This window comes from Streptococcus sp. k-90 (assembly GCF_013277565.1).
Taxonomy (GTDB): Bacteria; Bacillota; Bacilli; order Lactobacillales; family Streptococcaceae; genus Streptococcus.
Genome location: NZ_VMNE01000023.1, coordinates 40,577 through 55,551, shown reverse-complemented (window position 1 = coordinate 55,551; position 14,975 = coordinate 40,577). Strand labels below are relative to the sequence as shown.

Here is a 14,975-nt window from a genome sequence, read left to right as displayed (position 1 = left end):
TTTCTTTTGTGGAAAAGAAGCAACACGATTTTATATCCAGTATATGAAAATCCGTCATAAAAAGAAAAGTATAAACTAAGCCCTATAGGGTGGCTTCGCACCACCTTTAGAAAGAAGAATAACGTGAAATTTAATGAATTAAACTTGTCTGCTGATTTGCTAGCAGAGATTGAAAAAGCTGGTTTTGTAGAAGCCAGTCCGATCCAAGAACAAACTATTCCCTTGGCTCTTGAAGGTAAGGACGTTATCGGTCAAGCTCAGACTGGTACAGGAAAAACTGCAGCCTTTGGCTTGCCTACCCTTGAAAAAATCCGTACAGAAGAAGCGACCATCCAAGCTTTGGTTATCGCTCCAACACGTGAACTTGCTGTCCAAAGTCAAGAAGAACTCTTCCGCTTTGGCCGTAGCAAGGGAGTGAAAGTTCGCTCAGTTTACGGTGGTTCCAGCATTGAAAAACAAATCAAAGCTCTTAAATCTGGTGCCCATATCGTGGTGGGAACTCCAGGTCGCCTCTTGGACTTGATTAAACGCAAGGCCTTGAAATTACAAGATATTGAAACTCTCATCCTTGACGAAGCAGATGAAATGCTCAACATGGGCTTCCTTGAAGATATCGAAGCGATCATTTCTCGTGTCCCTGAAAACCGTCAAACCCTACTCTTCTCAGCAACTATGCCAGATGCCATCAAGCGTATCGGTGTTCAGTTTATGAAAGAACCTGAGCATGTGAAGATTGCTGCCAAGGAATTGACAACAGAATTGGTTGACCAATACTATATCCGAGTTAAAGAACAAGAAAAATTTGATACCATGACCCGTCTCATGGACGTGGAACAACCAGAACTTGCTATCGTATTTGGTCGTACAAAACGCCGTGTAGATGAATTGACTCGTGGTCTGAAAATCCGTGGCTTCCGTGCAGAAGGAATTCATGGAGACCTAGACCAAAACAAACGTCTTCGTGTCCTTCGTGACTTTAAAAATGGCAATCTTGATGTTTTGGTTGCGACAGACGTTGCAGCGCGTGGGTTGGATATTTCAGGTGTGACCCATGTCTACAACTACGATATTCCACAAGATCCTGAAAGTTATGTTCACCGTATCGGGCGTACAGGTCGTGCTGGTAAATCAGGTCAGTCTATTACCTTCGTTTCACCTAATGAAATGGGTTACCTCCAAATCATCGAGAACTTGACAAAGAAACGCATGAAAGGTCTCAAACCTGCAAGTGCAGAAGAAGCCTTCCAAGCTAAAAAGCAAGTAGCTCTTAAGAAAATCGAACGTGATTTTGCTAATGAGGAGATTCGTAGCAACTTTGAGAAGTTTGGCAAGGATGCTCGTCAATTGGCCTCAGAATTTAGTCCTGAAGAATTGGCCATGTATATTCTCAGCTTAACAGTTCAGGATCCAGATAGTCTTCCTGAAGTGGAGATTGCGCGTGAAAAACCACTGCCGTTTAAACCATCAGGTAATGGCTTCGGTGGTAAAGGTAAGGGAGGTCGTGGAGGCCGTCGTGGGGACGACCGTCGAGACCGTGATCGCCGTGGCAATGGTCGTCGTGATGATTTCAAAAAAGGAAGTCGTGGCAATGATCGTTTTGATAAAGACAGACGTTACCGTAATAAAGACAATAAAAAACCACGCAATACTTCAAGCGAAAAGCAAACAGGCTTTGTTATTCGTAACAAGGGTGACAAATAAGAAAAAGCGGTTCAAAATGAATCGCTTTTTTATATAAGGAGACCAAGGTTGAAAGAAGATGGTGATAGCAAAGGATAGGTGAAATGGAAAGGTATTATCCATCCATCTTCTTATGATAATATAATATCAAAAATAAATTAGGTTGTCAACAAGAAAACCTAATTTTCTAAAATATTTCAGCTAGTCTAAATTGCAATTAAATAAGCAATTTTCAGATAATAATTGAAAATTCAAGCTTTTTATGTTATAATGATAGCGATTAAATTCGAGGTGAAAAATGGCACATTTACTAGAAAAAACAAGAAAAATTACTTCTATCCTGAAGCGCTCGGAGGAGCAGTTGCAGGAAGAACTTCCCTACAATGCGATTACCCGTCAATTGGCAGATATTATTGACTGTAACGCTTGTATCGTCAATAGCAAGGGACGTCTCCTTGGTTATTTTATGCGTTATAAAACCAATACAGATCGTGTAGAGCAATTCTTCCAAACTAAGATTTTCCCAGATGACTACATTCAAGGTGCGAACATGATTTACGATACAGAAGCCAATCTGACAGTTGATCATGATTTGAGTATTTTCCCTGTAGAGAGTCGTTCGGATTTTCCAGATGGCTTGACAACCATTGCACCGATTCATGTATCAGGGATTCGCCTTGGTTCTTTGATTATTTGGCGCAATGATAAAAAATTTGAAGACGAGGACTTGATTCTTGTTGAGATTGCGAGTACCGTTGTTGGAATTCAACTCCTCAACTTCCAGCGTGAAGAAGATGAGAAAAATATCCGTCGCCGTACTGCTGTTACCATGGCGGTTAATACTCTGTCTTACTCCGAACTCCGTGCTGTTTCAGCAATTTTAGGGGAATTAAATGGAAATGAAGGGCAGTTGACTGCGTCTGTGATTGCAGACCGTATCGGTATTACCCGTTCTGTGATTGTCAATGCTCTTCGTAAACTTGAGTCTGCGGGAATTATTGAAAGTCGCTCACTTGGAATGAAGGGAACCTACCTTAAGGTCTTGATTTCAGATATTTTTGAAGAAGTGAAGAAAAGAGATTACTAATGACTAAAGCTTTGATTTCGATTGATTATACAGAAGATTTTGTTGCCGACAGTGGTAAATTGACAGCAGGTGCTCCAGCTCAAGCTATTTCGGAAGCCATTAGTAAGGTGACTCGATTAGCTTTTGAACGAGGAGATTACATCTTCTTTACCATTGATGCTCATGAAGAAAACGATTGTTTCCATCCAGAAAGCAAGCTATTTCCTCCTCACAATTTGATTGGGACGAGTGGACGGAATTTATACGGAGATTTGGGAACCTTTTATCAAGAGCATGGTTCAGACAGTCGAGTTTTTTGGATGGATAAACGCCATTATTCAGCATTTTCAGGGACTGACCTAGATATTCGTTTGAGAGAGCGTCGAATTTCTACAGTTATCTTAACAGGTGTCTTGACGGATATCTGTGTTCTGCATACAGCTATAGATGCCTATAATCTAGGATATGACATCGAGATTGTTCAACCAGCCGTTGCTTCTATCTGGCCTGAAAATCATCAATTTGCTCTAGGCCATTTCAAAAATACACTTGGAGCTAAGTTAGTAGATGAGAAGCTAAATGAACTTTCAGAGTAATTTAGTTGATGAAATGAAAAAAATTTGAAAAAAGTGTTGACAAGAGTCCTAAAAGTTGATATACTAGTAAAGTAATCGACGCGGGGATGGCGGAATTGGCAGACGCGCAGGACTAAGGATCCTGTGACCGCTTTAGGTCGTGAGGGTTCAAGTCCCTCTCTCCGCATAGGATAAGAGTTAGCTTAGGCTAGCTCTTTTGTTTTCATCTAATTCAAGTAGAGCAAAAAAATTTTTGCTCTTTTTTTGCATTTCATAAACATTTCATATTTGGATTTTATAATAGTCTTACAAATATGGAGGTGACAAATGAATCCAATCCAAAGAGCTTGGGCTTATGTCAGCAGAAAACGACTGAGAAGTTTTATTTTATTTCTAATTTTATTGGTCCTATTGGCTGGAATTTCAGCCTGTTTGACTCTGATGAAGTCCAACAAAACAGTTGAAACCAATCTTTACAAATCACTCAACACATCTTTTTCGATTAAGAAGATAGAAAATGGTCAGACTTTCAAGCTGTCGGACCTAGTATCTGTAAGCAAGATTAAGGGACTGGAAAATGTCTCTCCTGAACTCGAGACGGTCGCAAAATTAAAAGACAAGGAAGCGGTGAGTGGCGAGCAGAGCGTGGAGCGTGATGATTTATCAGCTGCAGACAAAAACTTGGTTAGTTTAACAGCTCTTGAGGATTCATCTAAGGATGTGATCTTTACCAGCTCGGCTTTCAATCTAAAAGAAGGGCGACACCTTCAAAAAGGGGATTCCAAGAAAATCTTGATCCACGAAGAGTTGGCCAAGAAGAACGGTCTTACGCTTCATGATAAGATTAGCTTGGATGCTGGACAGTCAGAATCTGGCAAAGGACAAACAGTAGAGTTTGAGATTGTCGGCATCTTTTCTGGTAAAAAACAGGAGAAATTCACAGGCTTATCTTCCGACTTCAGTGAAAACCAAGTCTTTACAGACTATGAAAGTAGCCAAATCCTTTTGGAAAATGGTGAACCTCAAGTCAGTTCAGCTCGCTTCTATGTAGAAAATCCTAAGGAAATGGATGGACTTATGAAGCAGGTGGAAAACTTAGTCTTGGAAAGTCAAGGCTACCAAGTCGAGAAGGAAAGCAAGGCTTTTGAACAAATCAAAGACTCAGTTGCTACCTTCCAAACCTTCCTGACCATCTTCCTTTATGGGATGTTGATAGCTGGAGCTGGAGCCTTAATTTTGGTCTTGTCTCTTTGGTTGAGAGAAAGGGTTTACGAAGTGGGAATCCTTCTGGCACTTGGAAAAGGCAAGAGCTCGATCTTCCTACAATTCTGTTTAGAGGTGGTTTTGGTATCTATCGGTGCTTTGCTTCCGGCATTTGTTGCAGGAAACGCCATTACATCCTATCTGCTCCAATCTGTCCTAGCAAGTGGAGATCAGGCAAGCTTACAAGATACACTAGCTAAAGCAAGCAGTCTATCAACTAATATCCTATCATTTGCAGAATCCTATGTTTTTCTAGTTCTGCTTAGTTGCTTATCTGTAGCCCTTTGTTTCCTATTCTTATTTAGAAAATCACCTAAAGAAATTTTATCATCTATTAGTTAAGAAGGAGAAATCATGACTTTATTACAATTACAAGATGTTACCTACCGTTATAAGAACACTGCTGAAGCAGTCCTATATCAGATCAATTATAATTTTGAACCCGGGAAATTTTACAGTATTATTGGGGAGTCAGGAGCAGGAAAATCCACACTCTTGTCCCTACTTGCTGGTCTAGATAGTCCTGTTGAAGGTTCTATCCTTTTTCAAGGAGAGGATATTCGTAAGAAGGGCTATTCTTACCATCGCATGCACCATATTTCCCTGGTCTTTCAAAATTATAACTTGATAGATTATCTTTCTCCACTGGAAAATATCCGCTTGGTCAACAAAAAGGCAAGCAAGGATACACTGCTTGAGCTTGGTTTGGATGAAAGTCAGATCAAGCGGAATGTTCTCCAGTTATCAGGGGGGCAACAGCAACGTGTTGCAATTGCTCGTAGTTTGGTATCGGAAGCTCCAGTTATTCTAGCTGATGAGCCAACAGGAAATCTGGACCCTAAAACTGCTGGAGATATTGTCGAACTGCTCAAATCACTTGCCCAAAAAACAGGTAAATGTGTCATCGTCGTAACTCACAGCAAAGAAGTGGCACAAGCGTCAGATATTACACTTGAATTGAAGGACAAGAAACTGACTGAAACTCGCAATACGACGAAATAATATGAGCTTTTTCTGTTAGAACTATAAAGTAAAACAAAATCTAGAAAGGGAACCTATGTTACACAACGCATTTGCCTATGTTACAAGGAAGTTTTTCAAATCGATTGTCATCTTCCTGATTATTCTCCTTATGGCGAGCTTGAGTTTGGTCGGCTTGTCGATCAAGGGAGCTACTGCCAAGGCTTCTCAGGAGACCTTTAAAAATATCACCAACAGCTTCTCCATGCAAATCAATCGTCGCGTTAATCAAGGAACGCCACGTGGTGCTGGTAATATCAAGGGTGAAGATATCAAAAAAATCACCGAAAATAAGGCCATCGAGTCTTATGTTAAACGCATTAATGCCATTGGAGATTTGAGTGGATATGAACTTATCGAAACTCCAGAAACCAAGAAAAATCTGACACCTGACCGTGCTAAACATTTTGGAAGTAGCTTGATGATTACAGGTGTCAATGACTCTTCTAAAGAAGACAAGTTTGTCTCTGGTTCTTATAAGTTGGTCGAAGGTGAGCACCTAACTAACGATGACAAAAACAAGATTCTCATGCACAAGGACTTGGCAGCCAAACACGGCTGGAAAGTAGGGGACAAGGTCAAACTAGACTCTAATATCTACGATGCAGACAATGAAAAAGGTGCCAAGGAAACAGTCGAAGTGACAATCAAGGGACTCTTTGATGGTCACAATAAGTCGGCAGTAACCTACTCACAAGAACTATACGAGAACACAGCTATCACAGACATCCATACGGCTGCTAAACTATATGGTTACACAGAAGACACAGCTATTTATGGGGACGCAACCTTCTTTGTAACAGCGGACAAGAACTTGGATGATGTTATGAAAGAGTTGAATGGCATCAGTGGTATCAACTGGAAGAGCTATACACTCGTTAAGAGCTCATCTAACTACCCAGCTCTTGAGCAATCCATCACTGGCATGTACAAGATGGCCAACCTCCTCTTCTGGGGCAGCTTGAGCTTCTCAGTTCTTCTCCTTGCCCTCTTGCTCAGCCTTTGGATCAATGCCCGTCGCAAGGAAGTGGGTATTCTCCTCTCTATCGGTCTCAAGAAGGCAAGTATCTTGGGTCAATTCATCACTGAATCCATCTTGATTGCCATACCTGCTCTTGTTTCTGCTTACTTCTTAGCTACTTACACAGCGCGTGCAATCGGAAATACTGTTCTTGCCAATGTCACTTCAGGTGTTGCCAAGCAAGCCAGCAAGGCAGCTCAAGCCTCTAACCTTGGTGGTGGTGCAGAAGTAGATGGTTTTAGCAAGACCTTGTCGAGCCTAGATATTTCTATTCAGACATCAGACTTTATCATCGTCTTTGTCCTAGCCTTGGTTCTAGTGGTTCTCGTTATGGCGCTTGCTTCAAGCAATCTCCTCAGAAAACAACCCAAAGAGCTTCTGCTGGATAGCGAATAACAAACTTGCTACCTATTCTCCCCTAAATGGGGTATAATATAGGTAGCATTTTTATCTGTTTTGTCTTGGTAAATCCTCTGTTTATCAGGATGAAAGCAAGTTGCTTTACAAGAAATTTAAAGGAATGTGAAACGTTTTTCTATGAAAATTTTAATTGTAGAAGATGAAGAGATGATCCGTGAGGGGATCAGTGATTATTTGACGGATTGTGGTTATGAAACTATTGAGGCAGCGGACGGTCAGGAAGCACTGGAGCAATTTTCTAGCTATGAGGTAGCCCTGGTTTTACTGGATATCCAGATGCCCAAGCTCAACGGCCTAGAAGTCCTAGCTGAGATTCGTAAAACCAGTCAGGTTCCTGTATTGATGCTGACTGCCTTTCAGGATGAGGAATACAAGATGAGTGCCTTTGCCTCTCTGGCAGATGGCTATCTGGAAAAACCATTCTCCCTTTCTCTCTTAAAAGTGAGGGTAGATGCGATTTTCAAACGCTATTATGATACAGGACGAATCTTCTCCTATAAAGATGCCAGGGTGGATTTTGAGAGCTACAGTGCCAGCCTAGCAGGTGAGGAAGTAGCCATCAATGCTAAAGAGTTGGAAATTCTTGATTATTTGGTTAAAAATGAAGGAAGGGCCTTGACTCGTTCTCAGATAATCGATGCTGTCTGGAAGGTGACAGATGAGGTTCCTTTTGACCGTGTCATTGATGTCTATATCAAGGAATTGCGGAAAAAGCTGGACTTGGACTGCATCCTCACTGTGCGCAATGTTGGTTATAAATTGGAGCGAAAATGAAACGAACAGGTTTATTTAAAAAGATATTTATCTATACCTTCTCGATTTTTAGTGTTCTGGTAATTTGCCTTCATTTAGCCATTTATTTTCTCTTTCCTTCGACTTATCTGAGTCATCGTCAGGAAACCATTGGCCAGAAAGCGACAGCCATTGCCCAGTCCCTAGAAGGTAAGAATAGGCAGAGTATCGAGCAAGTGTTAGAGCTGTATTCCCAGACTAGTGATATCAAGGGGGCCGTCAAGGGAGAGATGACCGAGGACAAGTTGGAGGTCAAGGAAAGTCTTCCTCTGGACACAGACCGCCAGACAACCTCGCTTTTTATTGAGGAGCGGGAGGTGACAACGCAGGACGGTGGTACCATGATTCTCCAGTTTCTAGCGTCCATGGATTTGCAAAAGGAAGCAGAGCAGATTAGTCTACAATTTCTCCCTTATACTTTGCTGGCCTCCTTTCTGATTTCCCTCTTGGTAGCCTATATCTATGCTCGGACCATTGTTGCTCCGATATTGGAAATCAAGCGAGTGACCCGTCGGATGATGGATTTGGATGTCCAAGTGCGATTACGTGTGGATTCTAAGGATGAGATTGGTGATCTCAAGGAACAAATTAATAGCCTTTACCAGCATCTTTTGACTGTTATTGCGGACTTGCATGATAAGAATGAAGCTATTCTCCAGCTGGAGAAGATGAAGGTCGAATTTTTACGAGGTGCTTCTCATGAATTGAAAACACCTCTGGCTAGTTTGAAAATCCTGATTGAAAACATGAAAGAAAATGTCGGGCGTTATAAGGATAGAGACCACTATCTGGGAGTTGCCTTAGGAATTGTGGATGAGCTTAATCACCATGTTCTCCAGATACTTTCTCTCTCGTCTGTACAGGAATTACGAGATGATAGGGAACAAATTGACTTACACCAGATGACGCAAAGTCTGGTTAAGGATTATGTCTTGCTAGCTAAGGAAAGGGAACTCCAGATAGACAATAGTTTGACCCATCAGCAGGCTTATCTAAACCCATCAGTTATGAAGTTGATCCTATCTAATCTCATCAGCAATGCCATTAAGCACTCTGTTCCAGGTGGCTTAGTTCGAATTGGAGAAAGAGAAGGGGAGCTTTTTATCGAGAATAGCTGTAGCCCAGAAGAACAAGAAAAACTAGCCCAGTCTTTTTCTGACAATGCTAGTCGCAAGGCCAAAGGGTCTGGGATGGGGCTCTTTGTGGTCAAGAGTCTATTGGAACATGAAAAATTACCTTATCGTTTTGAGATGCAGGAGAATTGTTTGACCTTCTTCATAGCTTTTCCAAAAGTCGCCCAAGACTAGGGAGAGAAAGGGTTTACATAGATGAAGCTAGAAGAAATTCAATCGAAACTACGGGAAAAACTAGATTTTTTTGTCAAAAAGTGATAAAATGAACAATGTAAATGGGATGTCCCATAAAAATATACAGGAGGCCTGATAAAATGGCAATCGTTTCAGCAGAAAAATTTGTCCAAGCAGCTCGTGACAACGGTTATGCAGTTGGTGGATTTAACACAAACAACCTTGAGTGGACTCAAGCTATCTTGCGCGCAGCAGAAGCTAAAAAAGCTCCAGTTTTGATCCAAACTTCAATGGGTGCTGCTAAATACATGGGTGGTTACAAAGTTGCTCGCAACTTGATCGCTAACCTTGTTGAATCAATGGGTATCACTGTACCAGTAGCTATCCACCTTGACCACGGTCACTACGAAGATGCACTTGAGTGTATCGAAGTTGGTTACACTTCAATCATGTTTGACGGTTCACACCTTCCAGTTGAAGAAAACCTTAAATTGGCTAAAGAAGTTGTTGAAAAAGCACACGCTAAAGGTATCTCAGTAGAAGCTGAAGTTGGTACTATCGGTGGTGAAGAAGACGGAATCATCGGTAAAGGTGAATTGGCTCCAATCGAAGACGCTAAAGCAATGGTTGAAACTGGTATCGACTTCTTGGCAGCTGGTATCGGTAACATCCACGGTCCTTACCCAGCAAACTGGGAAGGTCTTGATCTTGATCACTTGCAAAAATTGACAGAAGCTCTTCCAGGATTCCCAATCGTATTGCACGGTGGATCAGGTATTCCTGATGAGCAAATCCAAGCAGCTATCAAACTTGGTGTTGCGAAAGTTAACGTTAACACTGAATGCCAAATCGCATTCGCTAACGCAACTCGTAAATTTGCTCGTGACTACGAAGCAAACGAAGCAGAATACGACAAGAAAAAACTCTTCGACCCACGTAAATTCTTGGCTGACGGTGTAAAAGCTATCCAAGCATCAGTTGAAGAACGTATCGACGTATTCGGTTCAGAAGGTAAAGCTTAATCTAGCTGAATAATACAGATGAAACCTGCCCATTGGGTGGGTTTTTTGTGTCTGAATATATAGCGAATATACTATAGAAGAACCAATCTTAAGTTGCTAAAAGGTTCTATTTTTTGTACAATAATGCTATGAAAAAACTAAAATGTAATCTTGGTTTTAGAGAAGCTTTTTTGTTTTTTTTTTAGTTTAAATAAATTTTAAAAATACTAATTAAAAAAATAATGAAATAATAGTAATTCAACATATGGTATAATAGAATGAAATCAAGGAATGGCAACCTATTCACCTTAAATCGAAATAATATAAAGATACGAGGAGATTATAAGATGAACAATTATATAAAATTAAATAAAGATAGATGGAATAATGTAAAAAATGACTATACTGAGCCATTGACACATGAAGAATTAGAAGAAGCTAGGAAACATCCAATTTCTGTTGCCTTAACTGTTGGGAAAAAAGTTCCAAAAGAATGGTTTGAAAAAGCAAACGGAAAAAAGATATTAGGTTTAGCTTGTGGTGGAGGACAACAGGGACCAGTTTTTGCTGTAAAAGGTTATGATGTAACCATAATGGATTTTTCTAAATCACAATTACAAAGAGATGAGATGGTTGCTAAAAGAGAAGGCTTAAAAATTAATACAGTTCAAGGTGATATGACAGAACCATTTCCATTTGAAAATGAAACTTTTGATATTATTTTTAATCCAGTTTCAAATGTATATATAGAGGATTTGGAAAATATGTATAAAGAAGCCTCTCGAGTATTGAAAAAGGGTGGATTGTTGATGGTCGGATTTATGAATCCTTGGATATACATGTATGATGCTGATATTGTATGGGACAAACCTGATGAGGAACTGCTTTTGAAGTTTTTATTACCTTTTAATTCAAAAGAGCTTGAAGAGGAAGGAAAGATAACCATAAATCCAGAATATGGATATGAATTTAGCCATACTTTAGAAACTCAGATTAGAGGACAACTTAAAAATGGTTTTGCTATGATTGATTTTTATGAATCATGTGACAAAAGACATCGATTATCACGTTATGGGAATGACTATGTAGCTACACTTAGCATTAAACTATGATCTTATGAAACATACTTCAAGAGCATGGCCCGTTTTATGTTCCGTAAGGGTTACAATCTAAATCTCAGTTTGTCGAAGTAAGATAATCAAAGAAAATTAGAGAGAGGAAGTAAAAGCGGTAAATTGCAGATACTTCCTTTTTTGTTGTCAGAAATTGAAAAACGGAAAGTAGAATTTTTGGAAGAACTAAAAAACATTGGCACAAAGAGAAAGATTGGAAAGACAACCGATGAGTTTATTGTATATTTCAATGAAAATGCAACTGAAACAATCCAAGATAGACTGACAAAAATAATACTGAAGGAGCTTAGGAGAAAATTGGATGAAAAGATGATTTTGAATTAAAAATAGTATTTTAAGAGAGAAATCTCTCATTTCATAAACTTTAGGCAAACGCTTGCATTTTAGTTTTTATTGGACTATAATAGGTTGGTATAAAGCCTTCTGTAATAATAAAATGTAGCAGGTTTAGAAAGTAAGGATTTAGAATGTTTGTAGTCAAAAACACAATGTTGCTATTCCTTGCGATAGGGAGATAGATATGGCAATGATAGAAGTGGAACATCTTCAGAAAAATTTTGTGAAGACAGTTAAGGAACCGGGATTGAAGGGGGCTTTGCGTTCCTTTATTCATCCTGAAAAGCAGATCTTTGAAGCGGTCAAGGATTTGACTTTTGAAGTTCCAAAAGGGCAGATTTTAGGATTTATCGGGGCAAATGGTGCTGGAAAGTCGACAACCATCAAAATGCTGACAGGGATTTTGAAACCAACATCTGGTTTTTGTCGGATTAACGGCAAGATTCCCCAGGACAATCGCCAAGATTATGTCAAGGATATTGGAGTCGTTTTCGGACAACGCACCCAGCTATGGTGGGATTTGGCTTTACAAGAGACCTACACGGTCTTAAAAGAGATTTATGATGTGCCAGACTCGCTCTTTCATAAGCGTATGGACTTTTTGAATGAAGTCTTGGATTTGAAGGACTTTATCAAGGATCCCGTGCGGACTCTTTCACTAGGGCAGCGCATGCGGGCGGACATTGCAGCTTCTTTGCTTCACAATCCCAAGGTTCTCTTTTTAGATGAGCCGACCATTGGTTTGGACGTTTCGGTCAAGGATAACATTCGTCGGGCAATTACTCAGATCAATCAGGAGGAAGAAACAACCATTCTCTTGACCACTCACGACCTGAGCGATATTGAGCAACTCTGTGATCGAATTTTTATGATTGATAAGGGGCAGGAGATTTTTGATGGGACGGTTAGCCAGCTCAAGGATACCTTTGGCAAGATGAAAACTCTCTCCTTTGAACTGCTACCAGGTCAAAGTCATCTCGCTTCTCACTATGAAGGCCTGCCTGATATGATTATTGATAGACAAGGAAATAGTCTCAACATTGAATTCGATAGTTCCCGCTACCAGTCAGCTGATATTATCAAGCAAACCCTGTCTGATTTTGAAATCCGCGATTTGAAGATGGTGGATACGGATATCGAGGATATTATCCGTCGCTTCTATCGAAAGGAGCTCTAAGATGGTCAAATTGTGGAGACGTTATAAACCTTTTATCAATGCAGGTGTTCAGGAATTGATTACCTATCGAGTCAACTTTATTCTCTATCGGATTGGGGATGTTATGGGGGCTTTTGTGGCTTTTTATCTCTGGAAGGCTGTCTTTGATTCCTCACAGGAGTCCTTGATTCAGGGTTTCAGTATGGCGGATATCACCCTTTACATTATCATGAGTTTTGTGACCAATCTTCTGACTAGGTCAGATTCTTCCTTTATGATTGGGGAGGAGGTCAAGGATGGTTCCATTATCATGCGTTTGTTGAGACCAGTGCATTTTGCGGCTTCTTATCTCTTTACCGAGCTAGGTTCCAAGTGGTTGATTTTTATCAGCGTTGGCCTGCCATTTTTAAGTGTCATTGTTTTGATGAAAATCTTATCTGGACAAGGTATTGTAGAAGCACTGAGCTTAACAGTCCTCTATCTTTTTAGCTTAACGCTGGCCTATCTGATTAATTTTTTCTTTAATATCTGCTTTGGTTTTTCAGCCTTTGTCTTTAAAAATCTTTGGGGTTCCAATCTACTCAAGACTTCCATAGTGGCCTTTATGTCAGGAAGTTTGATTCCCTTGGCTTTCTTTCCAAAGGTTGTTTCAGATATTCTCTCCTTCCTGCCTTTTTCATCCTTGATTTATACTCCGGTCATGATCATTGTTGGGAAATACGATGCCAGTCAGATTGTTCAGGCGCTTTTGCTCCAGTTTTTCTGGCTCTTAGTGATGGTGGGCTTGTCTCAGTTAATTTGGAAACGAGTCCAGTCATTCATTACCATTCAGGGAGGTTAGTATGAAAAAATATCAGCGTATGCATCTGATTTTTATCAGACAGTACATCAAACAAATTATGGAATACAAGGTGGATTTTGTGGTTGGTGTGCTGGGAGTTTTTTTGACTCAAGGCTTGAATCTCTTGTTTCTCAATGTCATCTTTCAACACATCCCATCCCTAGAAGATTGGACTTTTCAAGAAATTGCTTTTATCTATGGATTTTCCTTGATTCCCAAGGGACTGGACCATCTCTTTTTTGATAATCTCTGGGCATTGGGACAGCGTTTGGTGCGAAAAGGGGAATTTGATAAGTATCTGACTCGTCCTATCAATCCTCTCTTTCACATCCTAGTTGAAACCTTTCAGATTGATGCTTTGGGAGAACTCTTGGTCGGTGGCATTCTACTGGGAACAACAGTGACCAGCATTGCTTGGACTCTTCCTAAATTCCTGCTTTTTCTAGTCTGCATACCATTTGCGACCTTGATTTATACTTCTTTGAAAATCGCGACAGCCAGTATCGCTTTTTGGACAAAGCAGTCAGGCGCCATGATTTACATTTTCTATATGTTCAATGACTTTGCCAAGTATCCGATTTCCATTTATAATTCACTACTTCGTTGGTTAATTAGCTTTATCGTGCCCTTTGCTTTTACGGCCTACTATCCTGCCAGCTATTTCTTGCAGGACAAGGATGTTCTCTTTAACATCGGAGGTTTGATGTTGATTTCCCTTATTTTCTTTGTCATTTCCCTTAAACTTTGGGATAGAGGGTTAGATGCCTACGAAAGTGCAGGTTCGTAAATAATAGAATATCAAAGCCTTGTCTCAGGACAGGCTTTTTTTAATAGAAATGAAAATTCCTTGCCATCTATTCTCAGAGTGCTATACTGTAAGTGTAATCGCCGATTTAGCTTATACTCTTCGAAAATTTCTTCAAACCACGTCAGCTTCCATCTGCAACCTCAAAACAGTGTTTTGAGCTGACTTCGTCAGTTCTATCAACAACCTAAAAGCAGTGCTTTTAGCAACATGCGGCTAGTTTCCTAGTTTGTTCTTTGATTTTCATTGAGTATTAGTTGCTAGAGAAGCCACTCGTAAAGCTTAGGTCATAGGTGAACATATGACTGAGGATTTGAAAAGTTAGATATGTAGAAAATAACCGTTAAGCCTTATTCTTAGCGGTTATTTATATTGTTTAATAGCGCTGATATTTCATCAATGATGCTTGACTTTGTGATTCTGCTAGTGCTTTAAGTTGATTGCTACTATTTTTGATGGTGTGAATGTTCTGATAATGTACCCCAGCTAACTACGAAAGTTTTGGACTCTATATTTTTAATGCGTATTAAAAAATAAATTAACGCATGTTAATTTTTCT

General features: G+C 40.0%; 14 protein-coding genes and 1 tRNA gene. All 15 read left to right on the top strand.

What is annotated here, in order from left to right; genetic code table 11:
• The first annotated feature begins 123 nt into the window (after nt 1–123).
• The 15 genes from HT734_RS07960 to HT734_RS07890 all read left to right on the top strand — a co-directional run bounded on the left by HT734_RS07960 (nt 124) and on the right by HT734_RS07890 (nt 14,398).
• Entirely contained in the window at nt 124–1,701 is a 1,578-nt protein-coding gene (locus HT734_RS07960) for a DEAD/DEAH box helicase (RefSeq protein WP_061759465.1), read from the top strand.
• Nucleotides 1,702–1,978: 277 nt separating this feature from the next.
• Entirely contained in the window at nt 1,979–2,767 is a 789-nt protein-coding gene (gene codY, locus HT734_RS07955; protein WP_000940740.1) for a GTP-sensing pleiotropic transcriptional regulator CodY, read from the top strand.
• The gene (locus HT734_RS07950) at nt 2,767–3,342 is read left to right on the top strand and encodes an isochorismatase family cysteine hydrolase (protein ID WP_049539920.1); all 576 of its coding nucleotides are present in this window, start codon (nt 2,767–2,769) and stop codon (nt 3,340–3,342) included. The genes codY and HT734_RS07950 overlap by 1 nt, the downstream gene beginning before the upstream one ends.
• An 80-nt stretch (nt 3,343–3,422) precedes the next feature.
• Nucleotides 3,423–3,508: transfer RNA gene (locus HT734_RS07945), tRNA-Leu, on the top strand.
• 140 nt (nt 3,509–3,648) lie between these two features.
• Nucleotides 3,649–4,926, top strand: a complete 1,278-nt coding sequence (locus tag HT734_RS07940; protein WP_061759466.1) for an ABC transporter permease — start codon at nt 3,649–3,651, stop codon at nt 4,924–4,926.
• A 12-nt stretch (nt 4,927–4,938) separates the two neighbouring features.
• Nucleotides 4,939–5,586: an ABC transporter ATP-binding subunit Vex2 gene (vex2, locus tag HT734_RS07935; RefSeq protein WP_000173751.1), complete on the top strand. Its 648-nt coding sequence runs from the start codon at nt 4,939–4,941 to the stop codon at nt 5,584–5,586.
• Between the two features lie 55 nt (nt 5,587–5,641).
• Nucleotides 5,642–7,021, top strand: a complete 1,380-nt coding sequence (gene vex3, locus HT734_RS07930; RefSeq protein WP_061759467.1) for an ABC transporter permease subunit Vex3 — start codon at nt 5,642–5,644, stop codon at nt 7,019–7,021.
• Nucleotides 7,022–7,162: 141 nt separating this feature from the next.
• Complete coding sequence (gene vncR, locus HT734_RS07925) at nt 7,163–7,819, top strand: response regulator transcription factor VncR (RefSeq protein ID WP_000697944.1); 657 nt, start codon at nt 7,163–7,165, stop codon at nt 7,817–7,819.
• The gene (vncS, locus tag HT734_RS07920; RefSeq protein ID WP_140834126.1) at nt 7,816–9,144 is read left to right on the top strand and encodes a sensor histidine kinase VncS; all 1,329 of its coding nucleotides are present in this window, start codon (nt 7,816–7,818) and stop codon (nt 9,142–9,144) included. Before vncR ends, vncS begins: the two co-directional genes overlap by 4 nt.
• Nucleotides 9,145–9,284: 140 nt before the next feature.
• On the top strand, nt 9,285–10,166 hold the full coding sequence (locus HT734_RS07915) for a class II fructose-bisphosphate aldolase (protein WP_001019001.1): 882 nt from the start codon (nt 9,285–9,287) through the stop codon (nt 10,164–10,166).
• 326 nt (nt 10,167–10,492) lie between these two features.
• Nucleotides 10,493–11,257, top strand: a complete 765-nt coding sequence (locus HT734_RS07910; protein WP_140834128.1) for a class I SAM-dependent methyltransferase — start codon at nt 10,493–10,495, stop codon at nt 11,255–11,257.
• 144 nt (nt 11,258–11,401) lie between these two features.
• Complete coding sequence (locus tag HT734_RS07905) at nt 11,402–11,602, top strand: hypothetical protein (RefSeq protein WP_153196589.1); 201 nt, start codon at nt 11,402–11,404, stop codon at nt 11,600–11,602.
• A 196-nt stretch (nt 11,603–11,798) separates the two neighbouring features.
• On the top strand, nt 11,799–12,791 hold the full coding sequence (locus tag HT734_RS07900) for an ATP-binding cassette domain-containing protein (RefSeq protein WP_173277440.1): 993 nt from the start codon (nt 11,799–11,801) through the stop codon (nt 12,789–12,791).
• 1 nt (nt 12,792) lies between these two features.
• The gene (locus HT734_RS07895; RefSeq protein WP_173277438.1) at nt 12,793–13,611 is read left to right on the top strand and encodes an ABC-2 family transporter protein; all 819 of its coding nucleotides are present in this window, start codon (nt 12,793–12,795) and stop codon (nt 13,609–13,611) included.
• 1 nt (nt 13,612) lies between these two features.
• Entirely contained in the window at nt 13,613–14,398 is a 786-nt protein-coding gene (locus tag HT734_RS07890; RefSeq protein ID WP_173277436.1) for an ABC transporter permease, read from the top strand.
• Nucleotides 14,399–14,975 lie beyond the last annotated feature (577 nt).